This window comes from Rhodococcus sp. (in: high G+C Gram-positive bacteria) (genome assembly GCF_049286785.1).
Classification (GTDB): Bacteria; Actinomycetota; Actinomycetes; order Mycobacteriales; family Mycobacteriaceae; genus Rhodococcus_F.
In genome coordinates, this window is the sequence record NZ_JBAQEO010000697.1 from 1 (window position 1) to 15,879 (window position 15,879).

A 15,879-nucleotide genomic window follows, 5' to 3' on the forward strand; every position below is an offset into this window, starting at 1 on the left:
CTCGCAAGGTGGAACTCGGCGGCGGAGATGCCCACGGCTGCGGGATCACCGCCCACTTCCTGCAGCGACACCAGTCGCGCGGTGCGGTAGAAGAGACAGTCCTCCACCGACTTCGCCATCACCGCGCCGCATACCTGGTGGAACCGGGTTGCCGCTTCACCGCCCGCGATCAGGGCGGCCGCCAGAAGCGCCAGCGGCTCCGCCCGTTCCGGGTCTTCCTGCACGACCTCGCCGATCACCCGTCGCGCGAGGCCGGCCAGCGGACTGTAGTCGCTCCGATACACCGGCATGGCGGCGACCACCTCGACGACGGCGACGCGAAGGTCGTCGTGGCTGTAGTCGCTGTCCGTGTCCCGCAGAATCGCCCGGACCAGGCGCCGCACTTCGGGTGCCAGGATGGTCGACGCGGCCGTGCGCTTGATCTCCCGTTCGTTCCGGCGTAGCCAGGCAGCGTCTCCCCGGTTGCCGGTCGTGGATTCGGACAGCGCGGTCAGCGCCGGTTCCCCCGCAGGGTCGACGAGAATTCTGCCGACGTCGGCGAGCGCGTCGTATCCGGTGGTGCCCTCGATCGGGAGATGGTCGTCGAGGGGTTCGGTGTGGCCCAGGATCTTCTCGATCACCAGCCAACGGTCCGGGCCGATCACCGCGCGCAGCTGCGCCAGATACCCGGCGGGGTCGGACAAGCCGTCCGGATGGTCGACGCGGACGCCGTCGATCAACTCGTCGCGCACCCAGGTCGCGAGTTCGCGATGCGAGGCCTCGAACACCCGGGGGTCCTCCTGGCGCAGTCCGGCGAGGTCGCTGATCGCGAAGAACCGGCGATACCCGATGTGCCCGGAGTTCCAGGGCACGAGCCGGTAGGACTGGGCATCGTGCACCGCCTGCGCGTCGTCGGAGTCGGTACCGGGTGCGACGGGGAAGCGGTGTTCGTAGAAGGCGAGCAGTGGTTCGGATTCGGAGCGGTCGACGGTGAGCGCCTCGAGATCGGACTCCGATCCGAGCACAGGCAGCGCCAGACGGCCGTCGACGCCGTTGTCCGGCCGCCAGTCGATGTCGAAGAACTCTGCGTACCCGGACCGCTGTCCGTGCGTGAGGACGTCCCACCACCAGGCGTTCTCCCGTGGGTTCGCGACCCCGACATGGTTGGGCACGAGATCGACCACCAGTCCCATGCCCCGCCGCCGTAGCTCGGCGGACAGCGCGACGAGCGCGTCCCTGCCGCCGAGCGTGGGGGAGACCTCGGTTGCGTCGGTCACGTCGTATCCGTGCGTCGAACCCTCCGCTGCGGTGAGGATCGGCGACAGATACACGTGCGAGACCCCGAGGTCGTCGAGATAGTCGGCGACTCCCAGCGCGTCGGCGAGAGTGAAGGCGTCCCCCCGTAACTGGAGACGATAGGTAGCGGTGATCGGTTGCGTCGCCATCGTGCTCCCTGGTCTTCAGGCGGTCCGTCGGAGCACGACCAACGATCGCGCCTCGACCTGCAGTGGGTTGCCTGCCTTGATCACGACGTCGCGGGAACCGGTCGGTACCGCGGTGTCGAGGACGATGGTCCACTCGGACGCGTAGTCCGAATTCGGGGTGGTGAACTCGATACCGTCGTGATGGGCGTTGAAACACAACAGGAACGAGTCGCCGACGATCCGCTCACCCCGATGATTCGGTTCGGGAATGCCTTCGCCGTTGAGGAACACCGACAGCGACTTACCGAATCCGCTGTCCCAGTCCTCGGGGGTCATCTCCTCACCTGACGGCGTGAGCCAGGCGATGTCGCGTGTCTGGTCGCCGCTGCGGATCGGTGTCCCCTCGAAGAATCGACGCCGCCGGAACACCGGATTCTTGGTGCGCAGCTCGATCACCCGTTTGGTGAATTCGACCAGGTCCGCATTGGACTCCGCGAGTGACCAGTCCATCCACGACAGCTCGGAGTCCTGGCAGTACACGTTGTTGTTGCCCTGCTGGGTGCGGCCCATCTCGTCGCCGTGCGCCAGCATCGGTGTGCCCTGGCTGAGCATGAGGGTGGCGACGATGTTGCGGGTCTGCCTGCCGCGAAGGTCCAGGATCTCCGGGTCGTCCGTGGGCCCCTCCACGCCGCAGTTCCACGACCGGTTGTGGCTCTCGCCGTCGTTGTTGTCCTCCCCGTTGGCGTCGTTGTGCTTCTCGTTGTACGACACCAGGTCGTGCAGGGTGAACCCGTCGTGCGCGATGACGAAGTTGATGCTGGCGCTCGGGCGCCGGCCGGTGGCCTCGTAGAGGTCGGAGGATCCGGTGAACCGGGATGCGAATTCGCCCAGTGTCGCCGGCTCTCCCCGCCAGTAGTCGCGGACCGTGTCGCGGTACTTTCCGTTCCATTCGGTCCACAGCCCGGGGAAGTTGCCCACCTGATAGCCGCCTTCGCCGACGTCCCACGGCTCGGCGATCAACTTCACCTGGCTGACCACCGGGTCCTGCTGGACGAGGTCGAAGAAGGCCGACAATCGGTCGACGTCGTGCAGCTCACGCGCCAGTGTGGACGCGAGGTCGAAGCGGAAGCCGTCGACGTGCATCTCGGTGACCCAGTACCGCAGCGAATCCATGATCAGCTGCAGGGTGTGCGGATGCCGGGCGTTGAGACTGTTCCCGGTACCCGTGTAGTCCATGTAGTGCTCGAGGTCGCCCTCGACGAGCCGGTAGTAGGCGGCGTTGTCGATGCCGCGGAAACACAGTGTGGGACCGAGGTGGTTGCCCTCGGCCGTGTGGTTGTAGACCACATCGAGGATGACCTCGATGCCCGCCTCGTGGAACGAGCGCACCATCGCCTTGAACTCCGATACCGCGCCACCCGGTTTGTCGGCCGACGCGTACTCGGTGTGCGGGGCGAGGAACCCGAAGGTGTTGTAACCCCAGTAATTTCGGAGTCCCTTGTCGAGCAGGGTCTGGTCGTGCATGAACTGGTGCACCGGCATCAGTTCGATCGCCGTGACACCCAGGTTGGTCAGGTGCTCGATGATCGCCGGATGAGCGAGGCCCGCGTACGTGCCGCGAAGTCCCTCCGGGACGCCCGGATGTGTCGCCGTCATGCCCTTGACGTGCGCCTCGTAGATCACGGTCTCGTGGTACGGCCGTTTGGGGGCGCGATCGGCGGCCCAGTCGAAGAACGGGTTGATCACCACCGTGGTCATGGTGTGGCCGAGGGAGTCGTGGCCCGGACGTCCCGTGACCCTGTCGGCCACGTCGTCCTCGGTATCGCTGCCGAACGCGTCCGTGTCGTCGGTCGGCTCCGCCGGCGCTTCGCTGCCGGTGTCGACGGGCGCTTCGCTTCCGGTGTCGATGTCGTAGGAGAACAGCGAACGATCACCGTCGAAATCGCCGTCGAAGGCTTTGCCGTAGGGGTCGAGGAGAAGCTTGCTGGGGTCACACCGGTGGCCTGCCGCCGGGTCCCACGGTCCGTGGACCCGGTATCCGTAGCGCTGCCCGGGCGTGACCGTGGGCAGGTACCCGTGCCACACATAGCCGTCGACCTCGTCCAGTCGCACTCGGGTCTCGGTGCCGTCCTTGGCGATGAGGCACAGATCCACCGCCTCGGCTATTTCGGAGAAGAGTGCGAAGTTGGTGCCCGCTCCGTCATAGGTGGCTCCCAAGGGGTAGGCGCTACCCGGCCATACCGGTATGGGCGTGGTTCGGGTCGACTCGCTCTCGTCCATAGCGTGAACCCTAGCCCGCGGCGGCGTCTCTCTCAGCCCGACGCAGAACCACCTCGGACGTCGGCCGCGTTTCGTGCCACGGCACGCATTCCGGCTGTGATGTCGCGGACGTCCGCTGCGGTGCACACGTATGGCGGCATCGTGTAGACGAGATTGCGGAACGGCCGCAACCAGACCCCGGCGGCCACCGCCGCTTCGGTCGCCGCGCGCATGTCGACCTCGTGCTCGAGTTCGATCACGCCGATCCCGCCGAGCACCCGGACCTCGCGGACGCCAGGTATGTCACGGGCGTCGGCAAGACCGGATTCGAGCCCCCGGTTCAGTGCGGCCACCTCGTCCTGCCAGTTCCGGGACAGCAGGAGTTCGACCGAGGCGACGGCGACGGCACAGGCGAGTGGATTCGCCATGAACGTGGGGCCGTGCATGAGGCCGCCTGCCGCGCCCGCACTGATGGTCTCGGCGACGTCCGTGGAGCAGAGAGTCGCGGCGAGGGTCAGGTACCCGCCGGTCAGTGCCTTGCCGACACACATGACGTCGGGGCTCACGCCCGCATGTCCGGCGGCGAACAATGAGCCCGTCCGACCGAAGCCGGTGGCGATCTCGTCGAAGATCAACAACAGCTCGTTCTCGTCGCAGATTCTGCGGAGCTCCGTCAGATAGCGCGGGTCGTGGAACCGCATGCCGCCTGCCCCCTGCACCACCGGTTCGACGATGACCGCGGCCAATTCGTCGGAACGGGTGCGCGCGAGCTGCTCGAACTCCGCGACGTACTCCTCGTCGAAGTCGCGGGGTGGTGGACCGGCGAAGACCTGCCGGGCGAGGACATCCGTCCACAGCGAGTGCATCCCGCCGTCGGGATCGCAGACGCTCATGGGGGCGAAGGTGTCGCCGTGATAGCCGCCCCGCCAGGTGAGGAGGCGGTGCTTGGCCGGCCGGCCGCGACTACGCCAGTACTGCAGGGCCATCTTCACCGCCACCTCGACCGACACGGATCCCGAGTCGGCGAGGAAGACCTTGTCGAGGCCGGCGGGAGTGATGTCCACCAGCAGTTGCGCCAAGCGGACCGCCGGCTCGTGCGTGAGACCGCCGAACATGACGTGGCTCATCCGGCCGAGCTGCGCCGAGGCGGCTGCGTCCAGTGTCGGGTGGCGGTAGCCGTGGACCGCGGCCCACCAGGAACTCATCCCGTCGACGAGCTGCCGTCCGTCGGCGAGGGTGAGCCGGGTGCCGCTCGCCTCGGTCACGACGAGAGGCGAGGTGGATGCGGGAAAGGCGCCGTACGGATGCCAGAGCAGCGAGGCATCGAGGGACGTGATGTCGTCGACGGACAGGCCGGGAAAGGTCACGGCCACGACCCTAGCGACCACCCGGAAACTGGTCCCACCCGGGTTGAACACCGTTCAAGTCGCGTATGGTCCCGGGGGTGAGTATCGATCGCACCTTCTCCGACTGGCTCGACGACGTCGAGGACCAGAGGCGGGCGGCCGGGTTGCGCCGCGAACTGCGTCCCCGCACGTCCGGCAGCGCGCTCATCGATCTGGCCTCCAATGACTACCTCGGCCTGGTCCGTCACCCCGAGGTCCTGCACGGCGCGATGAGGTCGCTGCGCCACTGGGGAGCGGGCGCCACGGGTTCCCGGCTGGTCACCGGGTCGACCACCGAACACGAACTTCTCGAAACCGAACTCGCCGAGTTCGCCGGAGCCGAGTCCGGACTGGTGTTCTCGTCCGGCTATACGGCGAACCTGGGCGCCGTCACCGCACTGTCGGGCGCGGGGTCGCTGATCGTCTCGGATGCGGGCAGTCACGCCTCGCTGGTCGACGCCTGCAGGCTCTCCCGGGCCCGGATCACCGTTGCCCCGCATGCCGACGTCGAATTTCTCCGCACCGCGCTGTCCGGCCGGACCGAGGAACGCGCGCTCGTCGTCACGGACTCGGTGTTCAGTGCGGACGGCGATCTCGCGCCACTCGTCGACATGCACCGGGTGTGCCGCGAGTACGGGGCGTTCCTCGTCGTCGACGAAGCCCACGGCATCGGCGTGCGCGGGATCGGCGGGCGCGGACTTGTGCACGAGGTGGGTCTCGCCGGCGAACCCGACATCGTGGTGACGGCGACACTGTCGAAATCCCTGGCCAGCCAGGGCGGCGCGGTGCTGGCATCGGAAAAGGTGCGCGCGCATCTCATCGACGCCGCGCGGACCTTCATTTTCGACACCGGGCTGGCCCCGGCAGCCGTCGGGGCAGCCCGCGCGGCGCTGGCGATTCTCGTCCGGGAACCGCAACGCGCCGTCGCCGTGATCGATCGGGCTCGGGAACTGGCCCGGTTCACCGGTGCCACGCCTCCCGAATCCGCGGTGGTCTCCGTGATTCTCGGCGATCCGCAGCGGGCGTTCGACGCCGCGGCCGCCTGCCGCGACGAGGGTCTGCACGTCGGCTGCTTCCGGCCGCCGTCGGTGCCGGAAGGCACGTCGCGACTGCGCCTCACGGCACGCGCGACCCTGAGCGCCGACGAGATGCGGCGCATCGAAGAGGTGCTGACCGGGGTTCTGGCGGGAGCGTCCGCATGACGATCCTCGTCGTCACCGGGACGTCGACCGACGTCGGGAAGACGGTGGCGACGGCGGCACTGGCGTCGGCCGCGACGTCCGCGGGACTGTCCGTCGCGGTGTGCAAACCTGCCCAAACCGGAGTGGAACAGGGGGAGCCGGGCGACCTCACCGAGATCGCCCGGCTCTCCGGCGTCACAGCCTGCGTGGAACTTGCCCGGTATCCGGAGCCGCTGGCGCCGGATACCGCGGCCCGTCGCAGTGGGCTGCCGCTACTGCGCTGCGAAGACGTGGTCGGGGCGGTCCGGGCACTCGACTCCGACCACGACCTCGTGCTCGTCGAGGGTGCCGGGGGAGTGCTGGTGCGCCTGGGTGTGGACGGTTTCACCCTCGTCGACGTCGCGCAGGCGCTCGCCGCCCCGGCCCTGGTCGTGGCCGCGCCGGGACTCGGCACCCTCAACCACACAGCACTGACCGTCCAGGCGCTCACCGTTGCAGGCGTCGTGTGCTCCGGCACGGTGATCGGGTCCTGGCCCGCCGAACCCGGCCTCGCCGAGAGGTGCAACCTCGATGACCTGCCCGCGGCCACCGGCGTCGACGTGGTCGGCTCGATTCCCGCAGGCAGTGGCCGCCTCGACGCGACATCGTTCGCCGTCGGCGCAGCCCGCTGGTTCGACGCGGGCTGGCTGGCGTCCGTCACGAGCCGCCGCGGCCCCCGCCGCTGACCACCCCACCCCCCGGCGAATGTATCGTTCGGCGCGCTGAAGGCGTCGAAAGGTACATTCACCCCGGTGGGAGGCCGTCAGGGCGCCTCGGAGAGCACCGAGAGAATGTTCCCCGACGGGTCGGTGAACCAGGCGATGTCGGGTCCGTCGCCGCGGGCGATTCCCTTCTCGTCCTGCCCGAAACCGTCGTAACGCAGGAACTGCACCCCGCGCTCGGTGAGAGCGTCGACGGCTTTCTCGACGTCATCCACCGCGAAGTTCAAGATCGTGTAGGTGGCGGGCGTGTGGTCCGGTTTGGGGTAGATCAGCACCACGGGACCGTTCGGCAGCTGCAGGTTCAGGAGCCCCATTTCGCCGTCGGTCACCCCCAGCCCCAGCTTGTCGGAGTAGAAGGCCTTGGCCGCCGCGACGTCCTTGACGGCGAATCCGCTGAATGCTTTCGACTGTGCCAACATGGCTGATCCTCTTTCCGTCCGTGTCATGACATCTCTTCGTTCTGTCCGTGTCATGGGACATCTCTTCGTTCTGTCCGTGTCATGACATCTCTTCGTTTTGTCCGGGTCATGACATCTGGGCTCGCGCCCGAGCGCTGAGCTCGATGATCTGGACGTAGTTGCCGTCGGGGTCGATTGCCGTGGCGAACCAGCTGCCGTCCCGATCCTCGAGCGGCGACAACCATTGCGAGCCCAGTTCGTCGAGTCGATTCGCCGCAGCGCGGGCATCGCTGACTTCGACGTTGAAAATGAGGCGACCCGGCTCGGGGTTGGTGTCGCCGACATCGCTGCGCCGATCGATCATGATGTAGATGCCGTCGAAGTCGAGAACGTCGTACCCCGGTTCGCCCGGCGTGCGTTCGACCTTCGGCGAGAATGCGGCGGAGTACCAATCCCGCAGTCGTTCGGGTTGGGTGCTCGCGAGTAGCACGCTCGTGATCCTGGCGTCGGCCATGAGTCCTCCAAAGTGAGTGCTGTTTCGATTGTCTTCTCTATGGACTTGCGTGCGAGGCCGAACTCATCGCGAACTCCACGGGTGTTCGAAAGCGGCCCGCACCCCAGCGAATGTAGGTAATGTGATTAGCGTCACGACTTCTATCGGGTGAATGGGGAGCGGGTCACATGTCGACCTCCGAAATGCTCGAACTGAATCGCACGATCGACCATCTGCGGCACTGTGTCGGATCGTTGCGCTCGATCTACGGCGACGCCGCACCGGTTCGACGCCTGAACAACGACCTCGAGCGACTCGAGATCGATGCCAGGGAAATCGACGCATCGCCGCCACATGAGGTGCATCGCCAACCGGTCGAACGGATCCCGGTTCCGGACACCCCGTACGAGGCCTCGATGTGGGAGGACACTGACGACGAGGGTCTCGGCGGCCTCCACTACGAGCGCGGATGAGCGCGCCGCCGACAAATCCCGAGGGTGTGGGTGTCGGGGCGCCGCGGCGTGCCCGGATCGCGGAACGGACGCTGCGAACGGACCGGTGGTGGCTGGCTCCACTGCTGACGGTGCTCGGTCTCGCGGTGTTCGTGGTCTACGCGACCATCCGATCCTTCGTCCGGACGGCGTACTGGGTGGAGGACTACCACTATCTGACACCGTTCTACTCACCGTGTCTGAGCGATTCGTGTGTGCCGGGTTCGAGTCACTTCGGGACGCCCTTCGGCGAGCTGCCGATGTTCATCCCCCTCGGATTCCTGGTGTTGCCGTTCCTGCTGGGGTTCCGGCTCACGTGCTACTACTACCGCAAGGCCTACTACCGCTCGGTGTGGCTGTCACCACCTGCCTGCGCGGTCGCGGAACCGCATCGCGCCTACACCGGTGAGACGCGCCTCCCGCTGATCATCCAGAACTCGCACCGGTATTTCTTCTATGTCGCCGTGATCGTCTCGCTCATCAATACCTACGACGCCATCGGGGCGTTTCGGGGTGCGGACGGCGGCTTCGGTGTGGGACTCGGCTCGCTCATTCTGCTCGGAAACGTCATCCTCCTGTGGACATACACCGTGTCGTGTCATTCCTGCCGGCACGTCACCGGTGGCCGGCTCACGCACTTCTCCAAACACCCCGTCCGGTACTGGATCTGGACACAGGTGAGCAAGCTCAACACCCGTCACATGCAATTCGCCTGGATCACTCTCGGAACGCTGGTGCTCACCGACTTCTACGTGATGCTCGTAGCCAGCGGGACCCTGTCCGATCTGCGCCTCGTCAACTGACCCGAGCTTCTCGAGAAGGAGTGGAATGACGGAAGTCGAACGACACCGCTATGACGTCGTCGTGATCGGTGCCGGAGGCGCCGGACTGCGAGCGGTGATCGAGGCCCGTGAACAAGGCCTGTCCGTCGCTGTGGTCTGCAAGTCGCTCTTCGGCAAGGCACACACGGTCATGGCCGAGGGTGGTTGCGCCGCCGCGATGGGCAACGCCAACGAGAAGGACACCTGGCAGACCCATTTCCAGGACACGATGCGGGGCGGCAAGTTCCTCAACAACTGGCGGATGGCCGAACTCCACGCACGTGAGGCGCCCGACCGGGTGTGGGAACTCGAAACGTACGGCGCACTGTTCGACCGGACACCCGACGGGCGAATCAGCCAGCGCAACTTCGGTGGCCACACCTATCCCCGGCTCGCACACGTGGGTGACCGCACCGGGCTCGAGCTGATCCGCACGATGCAGCAGAAGATCGTGTCGTTGCAGCAGGAGGACTTCGCGGCCACCGGTGACTACGAGGCGCGGATCAAGATCTTCGCCGAATGCACCATCTCCGAACTCACCAAGGATGGCGACCGCATCTCGGGCGCCTTCGGATACTGGCGTGAGAGTGGACGTTTCGTCCTGTTCGAGGCACCCGCGGTGGTGATGGCGACGGGCGGAATCGGCAAGTCGTTCAAGGTCACGTCGAACTCGTGGGAGTACACCGGCGACGGCCATGCGCTCGCTCTGCGGGCGGGGGCCACCCTCATCAACATGGAGTTCGTCCAGTTTCACCCGACCGGGATGGTGTGGCCGCCCAGTGTGAAGGGCATCCTCGTCACCGAGGGTGTGCGTGGCGACGGCGGAGTGCTGAAGAACTCCGAGGGCGACCGCTTCATGTTCTCGTACATCCCACCCGTCTTCAAAGGTCAGTACGCCGAGACGGAAGAGGAAGCCGACGGCTGGTACAAGAACCAGGAGAATTACCGCCGCACCCCCGATCTGCTGCCCCGCGACGAAGTGGCGCGGGCGATCAACTCCGAGGTCAAGGCCGGGCGTGGTACTCCACACGGCGGCGTGTACCTCGACATCGCCTCCCGCATGCCTGCCGACGAGATCGTCCGCCGGCTCCCGTCGATGTACCACCAGTTCAAGGAACTCGCCGACGTCGACATCACGAAGGAAGCGATGGAGGTGGGCCCCACCTGTCACTACGTGATGGGTGGCATCGAAGTCGATCCCGACAGTGGGTCGTCGAGCGTGCAGGGTCTGTTCGCCGCGGGGGAGTGCTCGGGCGGTATGCACGGCTCCAACCGCCTCGGCGGCAATTCGCTGTCCGATCTGCTCGTGTTCGGCCGCCGCGCCGGCTTGGGCGCGGCGACGTACGTGAAGTCGCTGTCGGAGAGGCCGGTGGTCTCGCCGGACGCGGTGGATGCCGCGGCGCGGATGGTGTCGTCGCCGTTCGACCCGCCGAGCGCAGGGGAGGTGGGCGAGAATCCCTACACCCTCCACACCGATTTGCAGCAGACGATGAACGACCTCGTCGGCATCATCCGTAAGCAAGACGAGGTCGAGCGCGCATTGGCCAAGCTCGCCGAAATCAAGGGCCGGCTCGAACACGTGGTGGTCGAGGGACACCGGCAATTCAACCCGGGATGGCATCTCGCGGTGGATCTGCGCAACATGGTGCTGGTCAGCGAGTGCGTCGCCCGGGCGGCGCTGATGCGGACCGAGAGCCGGGGCGGTCACACCCGCGACGACCACCCGAGCATGGATGCACAGTGGCGGAACACCCTGCTGGTGTGCAGTGCGGTGGGTGACATGTCGGCCCATCCCGACACCGTCGTCCCGGATTTGACCGTGACCCGTGAACCGCAGCAGCCGATGCGACCGGATCTGCTGGAGCTCTTCGAGTTCGACGAGCTGGCCAAGTACTACACCGACGTCGAGCTCGCCGGTCATCCGGGAAGGAAGGCCTGAGATGGGTTACGACGCGAAATTCCGGGTATGGCGCGGGGACGCCGGAGGCGGTGCGTTGCAAGACTATTCGATACCGGTGAACGAGGGGGAGGTGATCCTGGACATCATTCATCGACTCCAGGCCACGCAGGCCCCCGACCTCGCCGTGCGGTGGAATTGCAAGGCAGGCAAGTGCGGGTCGTGTTCTGCGGAGGTCAACGGGCACCCCCGCCTGATGTGCATGACGCGGATGTCGACGTTCACCGAGGACGAGGTGGTGACCGTGACGCCCATGCGCACCTTCCCCGTCATCCGGGATCTCGTCACAGACGTGTCGTTCAATTACCGCAAGGCCCGGGAGATCCCGTCGTTCACGCCGCCGCCCGGGCTGGGGCCCGGCGAGTATCGGATGAAGCAGGTCGACGTCGAGAGGTCGCAGGAATTCCGCAAATGCATCGAGTGTTTCCTGTGCCAGAATACGTGTCACGTGGTGCGCGACCACGAAGAGAACAAGCAGGCCTTCTCGGGACCTCGTTTCTTCATCCGGGTCGCCGAACTGGAAATGCACCCGCTCGATACCGCCGACCGCCGTGACGCGGCGCAGGAAGAGTTCGGCCTCGGTCTGTGCAACATCACGAAGTGCTGCACCGAGGTGTGTCCCGAAGGAATCAAGATCACCGACAACGCGATCATTCCGATGAAGGAGCGGGTTGTGGACCGCCGCTACGACCCGCTGGTCTGGCTCGGTAACAAGCTGTTTCGGCGAGACAAGGACTGACGCGCACCATCCGCGGTCCGTTCCGGCGACCACCGAACGAAGGAGGCCTCATGCCCACTGAGCCCGTTCTCGAGCCGGCAGCCCAGGAGTTCGCCGACGCCACCGCGGCGCCGCCCTTCCTCTACGACCTTCCGGTCGAGGAGGGGCGGGCGAAATTCGAAGAGGTGCAGGCCGGCGAGACCTCGGCTCCACCCGTCGAGGTCGAGGACCGAATGATTCCCGGTGGACCGTCCGGGGAGATCCCGGTGCGTATCATCCGGCCCGAGGGATCGACCGGGGTGTTGCCCGTAATCCAGTACAACCACGGCGCCGGTTGGGTGTTCGGCAGTCCTGCAATCTACGACCGTCTGATCCGGGAACTCGCGGTCGGTGCCGACGCCGCGCTCGTATTCCCGGACTACAGCCGGTCGCCGGAGGCGAGGTACCCGACGGCGATCGAGGAAATCTATGCCACCGCCGAATGGATCGCGGACAACGGCAGCGAACTGGACGTGGACCCCACCCGCTTCGCGGTCGCGGGGGACAGCGTGGGCGGGAACATGACCATCGCGCTCACCCTCATGGCGAAGGAACGCGGCGGGCCACGATTCTGCCAGCAGGTCTTGTTCTATCCGGTCACGGACGCCGGGCTCGACACGGAGTCGTACCGCCAGTTCGCGCAGGGATACTTCCTCACCATCGACGCGATGACGTGGTTCTGGGACCAGTACATTTCGGGTGACGGTCAGCGGTCGGAAATTCTCGCCTCACCGCTGCGGGCCACGAAGGAGCAGTTGACGGGTCTGCCGCCGGCGCTTGTGATCAATGGCGAAGCGGACGTGCTGCGCGACGAAGGTGAGGCTTACGCCAACAAACTGCGTGCCGCAGGGGTGCCGGTGACGGCCGTGCGATTTCAGGGGATGATCCACGATTTCGTCATGCTCAATGCGCTGAAGGATACCCATGCCGCGCGCACCGCGACCGCTCTCGCGATCACGACGCTGCGCAACGCTCTGCAGAGCGACTAGTGTTGCGGGAGAACCATTATTCAGCCCCCGCGTTCGATGTCGGAACCGATTCGCTGGACGGTTCGTCACCGGGCCGAGCACCTTTGCCGAGGTCTTGTCGAACTCCCTGGCCCTCGTCGCCGGCAGGTCGGTCGTCACGTCCACATGCGCGGCAAGATCGGAAGGTTTTTCCGTGATGAGAGCCGACGGAGATACTTGGGACATCGTCAGTGGTGTCGGCCTGACCGCGCTGGGGGTGGCGGCGTTTCGGGCGTTGGAGACGCTCCGTCCCGATGCGTTGATCCAGGACGACTATGCGCCATGGTTCGTCGAGGCGGCGGGTGAGCCGCATTTCACCGGGCTGTTGGCCGACCCGTCTTCACTCGGGGACACGCCCTTCTCCGGTTTCATGGGTGTTCGGACCAGGTTCTTCGACGAGTTCTTCTTGTCGGCCGCGTCGGCGGGGGTGCGGCAGGCGGTCATCCTGGCAGCCGGGTTGGACGCGCGTGCGTATCGCCTCGACTGGCCTGCGGGCACCACGGTATTCGAGGTCGATCAGCCGAAAGTGCTGGAATTCAAGGGGAAGGTGCTCACCGAGCACGGTGCCAGGGCGAAGGCAGATCGTCGCCCTGTGGCCGTTGATCTGCGAGACGACTGGCCTGCCGCCCTCCACACCGTGGGCTTCGACCCCGGCAAGCCCACCGCATGGGCGGCGGAAGGACTGCTGGCGTATCTGCCCGGCGCGGCGCACGACGCGTTGCTCGAGCGGATCGGCGAGCTCTCCGGCCCGGGTAGTCACCTCGCCGTGGACAACTTCACGGCGGGAACCGATGTGCAACGCTTCGCCGACATCAGGGCGAAGTACTTCGACAGGGACCCGTTCGGCGACATCAACCTGTCCGAGTTGATCTATGGTGACGAGCGAGCCGATCCGGCGCAGTGGTTGACCGAGCACGGCTGGTCGGTGCGGTGTTTCAATCCATTCGAGCTGGCGACGACCTATGGCCGGCCGGCTCCGGAGCTCCCCGAAGAACTTGTCGACCTGTCGAAGCGATCGACGTATGTGACGGCGGTGAAGTGAACCGTGGTGCCGGGTTGACAGCGTAGATCCGCGGATGTCGACCCGAACCCGGACACGCGCGACGAAGCGGATCGGTTTTCGATACCGGAGTTCCGGGTAGGCGGGGACGATGATCGACGAACGCAAATCCGAACCCGATCCCGACGATCCGCGTAAACCGGATTCACCGGCCGAGCTGACGAAACCGTCGTGGTTGTACGTTGCGCGGAAAACGGCGCACGAGTTCACGCGGGATCAGTGCACCGATCTCGCGGCGGCGCTCACCTACTACGCGGTGCTCTCATTGTTCCCGGCGCTTTTGGCTCTCGTGTCACTGCTCGGCGTGTTCGGGCAGGGGCAGAAGACGACGGATGCGGTGCTGCAGATCGTCGACGACCTCGGCCCGTCCTCGGCCGTCGACACGTTGCGTGAGCCCGTGGCGCAACTCGTTCAGGCGCCGACTGCGGGTCTTGCGCTCGTCCTCGGTCTGCTGGGTGCAGTGTGGTCGGCGTCCGGGTACATCGGGGCGTTCGGCCGGGCCATGAACAAGATCTACGAGGTGGAAGAGGGCCGACCGGTCTGGAAGCTTCGGCCTCTGATGATCCTCGTGACTCTGGTGGGTCTGCTCCTGGTGGCCGTCGCCGGAGTGATGCTGGCGCTCAGTGGGCCGGTTGCCCGGTCGGTGGGCGACGCGGTCGGCCTCGGCGACACCGCACTGACCGTGTGGAACATTGCGCGCTGGCCGTTCCTCCTCGGCATCGTCGTGGTGGCCGTGGCCATCCTCTACTACGTCACGCCCAACGTGCGGCAACCGAAGTTCCGCTGGGTCAGCGCCGGTGCCCTGCTCGCGATCGTGACGTGGATCCTGGCCTCGGTTCTCTTCGGGCTGTACGTCTCCAACTTCGGAAGTTACAACAAGACCTACGGTTCGCTGGCCGGTGTGATCGTGTTCCTGCTGTGGTTGTGGATCACCAACCTGGCGTTGCTCTTCGGCGCGGAACTCGACTCGGAACTCGAGCGCGGCCGCCAGCTGCAGGCCGGCTTGCCCGCGGAGGAGGAGTTGCAGCTGCCGCCCCGTGACACCCGGGTGTCGGACAAGAACGCCCGCAAGTACGAGCGGTACGTCGAGCAGGGGCGCGCCCTGCGGGACAGCGAAGGGGACACGGCCGACGTCGCCGAGGTCGGGAAGCGGCAGGGGTGACCCGCCGCTAGCTCTTCGCTGTCAGCAGGACCTTGAGCGCACCGGTCTCCCCGGCGCGGGCGAACACGTCGTACGCCTCCTCGAAGTCCTCCAGGGCAAAGCGGTGGGTGACCATCGGGGAGGTATCGAGCCGCCCGCTCCGCACCAGTTCGATCAACGTCGGTGTGGAGTACGTGTCGACCAGGCCGGTGGTGATGGTGAGGTTCCTGATCCAGATGTCCTCGAGATGCAGCGTCGCCGGGCCGCCGTGCACACCGATGTTGGCGACATGCCCGCACGGCCGGGCCAGCGCGACCGCCTGCTCGAACGTCGGCGCGATGCCGACGGCCTCCATGGCGACATCGGCGCCCAGTCCTCCGGTCAGCTCCCGCACGATGGCGGCGAGGTCCTCGCAGCCGCTGTTGACCACGATGTCCGCGCCGAACGCGCGGGCAGCGTCGAGTCGGCTGTCGGCGAGGTCGACGGCGACGATGTGACTGGGGCTGAGGAGCTTCGCGGCGAGGATCCCGGCGAGCCCGATCGGGCCGGCCCCGACGATGACGACCACGTCGCCGGGGCGGACTCGGCCGTTGACTACCCCCACTTCGTAGGAGGTGGGCAGGATGTCGGCGAGCATCAGCATCTGCTCGTCACTCACCCCGCCCGGAACCCGGTGAGTGGAGTTGTCGGCGAAGGGAACCCGCACCAGCTCGGCCTGGGTTCCGTCGACGAGGTGGCCGAGGATCCAACCTCCACCACCGAGAC

Annotated in this window: 15 protein-coding genes; 9 read left to right on the forward strand and 6 right to left on the reverse strand. The window is 66.4% G+C overall.

Translation table 11 applies throughout. The annotated features are described in order from the left end of the window. The 3 genes from treY to WAW17_RS25230 form a co-directional block, all read right to left on the reverse strand. On the reverse strand, positions 1-1,424 hold a 1,424-nt coding region (treY, locus tag WAW17_RS25220; RefSeq protein ID WP_422335614.1), incomplete at its 3' end, for a malto-oligosyltrehalose synthase. Positions 1,425-1,439: 15 nt separating this feature from the next. Then, on the reverse strand, positions 1,440-3,683 hold the full coding sequence (gene glgX / locus WAW17_RS25225) for a glycogen debranching protein GlgX (protein WP_422335615.1): 2,244 nt from the start codon (positions 3,681-3,683) through the stop codon (positions 1,440-1,442). Between the two features lie 32 nt (positions 3,684-3,715). After that, the gene (locus WAW17_RS25230; RefSeq protein WP_422335616.1) at positions 3,716-5,029 is read right to left on the reverse strand and encodes an adenosylmethionine--8-amino-7-oxononanoate transaminase; all 1,314 of its coding nucleotides are present in this window, start codon (positions 5,027-5,029) and stop codon (positions 3,716-3,718) included. Between the two features lie 65 nt (positions 5,030-5,094). On the opposite strand from WAW17_RS25230, the gene WAW17_RS25235 reads away from it, so the two are divergent. Further along, the gene (locus tag WAW17_RS25235) at positions 5,095-6,249 is read left to right on the forward strand and encodes an 8-amino-7-oxononanoate synthase (RefSeq protein WP_422335617.1); all 1,155 of its coding nucleotides are present in this window, start codon (positions 5,095-5,097) and stop codon (positions 6,247-6,249) included. Next, positions 6,246-6,953, forward strand: a complete 708-nt coding sequence (gene bioD, locus WAW17_RS25240) for a dethiobiotin synthase (RefSeq protein ID WP_422335618.1) — start codon at positions 6,246-6,248, stop codon at positions 6,951-6,953. The genes WAW17_RS25235 and bioD overlap by 4 nt, the downstream gene beginning before the upstream one ends. Positions 6,954-7,030: 77 nt before the next feature. On the opposite strand, the gene WAW17_RS25245 is transcribed toward bioD, so the two are convergent. Both WAW17_RS25245 and WAW17_RS25250 read right to left on the reverse strand, forming a co-directional pair. Then, positions 7,031-7,408: a VOC family protein gene (locus tag WAW17_RS25245; RefSeq protein ID WP_422335619.1), complete on the reverse strand. Its 378-nt coding sequence runs from the start codon at positions 7,406-7,408 to the stop codon at positions 7,031-7,033. A 106-nt stretch (positions 7,409-7,514) separates the two neighbouring features. Further along, positions 7,515-7,901: a VOC family protein gene (locus WAW17_RS25250; protein ID WP_422335620.1), complete on the reverse strand. Its 387-nt coding sequence runs from the start codon at positions 7,899-7,901 to the stop codon at positions 7,515-7,517. Positions 7,902-8,068: 167 nt separating this feature from the next. Between WAW17_RS25250 and WAW17_RS25255 the strand changes: the two genes are divergently transcribed. From WAW17_RS25255 to WAW17_RS25285, 7 genes are all read left to right on the forward strand, one after another. Then, positions 8,069-8,353, forward strand: a complete 285-nt coding sequence (locus WAW17_RS25255; protein ID WP_422335621.1) for a hypothetical protein — start codon at positions 8,069-8,071, stop codon at positions 8,351-8,353. Further along, the gene (locus tag WAW17_RS25260) at positions 8,350-9,174 is read left to right on the forward strand and encodes a hypothetical protein (RefSeq protein WP_422335622.1); all 825 of its coding nucleotides are present in this window, start codon (positions 8,350-8,352) and stop codon (positions 9,172-9,174) included. The genes WAW17_RS25255 and WAW17_RS25260 overlap by 4 nt, the downstream gene beginning before the upstream one ends. Positions 9,175-9,199: 25 nt before the next feature. After that, positions 9,200-11,131, forward strand: coding sequence for a fumarate reductase/succinate dehydrogenase flavoprotein subunit (locus tag WAW17_RS25265; RefSeq protein WP_422335623.1), 1,932 nt, complete (start codon positions 9,200-9,202; stop codon positions 11,129-11,131). 1 nt (position 11,132) lies between these two features. Next, entirely contained in the window at positions 11,133-11,888 is a 756-nt protein-coding gene (locus WAW17_RS25270; RefSeq protein WP_422335624.1) for a succinate dehydrogenase/fumarate reductase iron-sulfur subunit, read from the forward strand. 50 nt (positions 11,889-11,938) lie between these two features. After that, the gene (locus WAW17_RS25275) at positions 11,939-12,895 is read left to right on the forward strand and encodes an alpha/beta hydrolase (protein WP_422335625.1); all 957 of its coding nucleotides are present in this window, start codon (positions 11,939-11,941) and stop codon (positions 12,893-12,895) included. A 175-nt stretch (positions 12,896-13,070) separates the two neighbouring features. Continuing rightward, complete coding sequence (locus WAW17_RS25280; RefSeq protein WP_422335626.1) at positions 13,071-13,955, forward strand: class I SAM-dependent methyltransferase; 885 nt, start codon at positions 13,071-13,073, stop codon at positions 13,953-13,955. 109 nt (positions 13,956-14,064) lie between these two features. After that, complete coding sequence (locus tag WAW17_RS25285) at positions 14,065-15,135, forward strand: YihY/virulence factor BrkB family protein (protein WP_422335627.1); 1,071 nt, start codon at positions 14,065-14,067, stop codon at positions 15,133-15,135. A 7-nt stretch (positions 15,136-15,142) separates the two neighbouring features. Here WAW17_RS25285 and WAW17_RS25290 read toward each other — a convergent pair. Beyond that, the coding region (locus WAW17_RS25290) for a zinc-binding dehydrogenase (protein ID WP_422335628.1) at positions 15,143-15,879 on the reverse strand (737 nt) is incomplete at its 5' end.

Bases quoted from the DNA above. Each gene is read 5' to 3' on its own strand.
- glgX (WP_422335615.1), bottom strand. From the start codon at position 3,683: ATGGACGAGAGCGAGTCGACCCGAACCACGCCCATACCGGTATGGCCG.
- WAW17_RS25235 (WP_422335617.1), top strand. From the start codon at position 5,095: ATGGTCCCGGGGGTGAGTATCGATCGCACCTTCTCCGACTGGCTCGAC.
- bioD (WP_422335618.1), top strand. From the start codon at position 6,246: ATGACGATCCTCGTCGTCACCGGGACGTCGACCGACGTCGGGAAGACG.
- WAW17_RS25245 (WP_422335619.1), bottom strand. From the start codon at position 7,408: ATGTTGGCACAGTCGAAAGCATTCAGCGGATTCGCCGTCAAGGACGTC.
- WAW17_RS25250 (WP_422335620.1), bottom strand. From the start codon at position 7,901: ATGGCCGACGCCAGGATCACGAGCGTGCTACTCGCGAGCACCCAACCC.
- WAW17_RS25255 (WP_422335621.1), top strand. From the start codon at position 8,069: ATGTCGACCTCCGAAATGCTCGAACTGAATCGCACGATCGACCATCTG.
- WAW17_RS25260 (WP_422335622.1), top strand. From the start codon at position 8,350: ATGAGCGCGCCGCCGACAAATCCCGAGGGTGTGGGTGTCGGGGCGCCG.
- WAW17_RS25265 (WP_422335623.1), top strand. From the start codon at position 9,200: ATGACGGAAGTCGAACGACACCGCTATGACGTCGTCGTGATCGGTGCC.
- WAW17_RS25270 (WP_422335624.1), top strand. From the start codon at position 11,133: ATGGGTTACGACGCGAAATTCCGGGTATGGCGCGGGGACGCCGGAGGC.
- WAW17_RS25275 (WP_422335625.1), top strand. From the start codon at position 11,939: ATGCCCACTGAGCCCGTTCTCGAGCCGGCAGCCCAGGAGTTCGCCGAC.
- WAW17_RS25280 (WP_422335626.1), top strand. From the start codon at position 13,071: ATGAGAGCCGACGGAGATACTTGGGACATCGTCAGTGGTGTCGGCCTG.
- WAW17_RS25285 (WP_422335627.1), top strand. From the start codon at position 14,065: ATGATCGACGAACGCAAATCCGAACCCGATCCCGACGATCCGCGTAAA.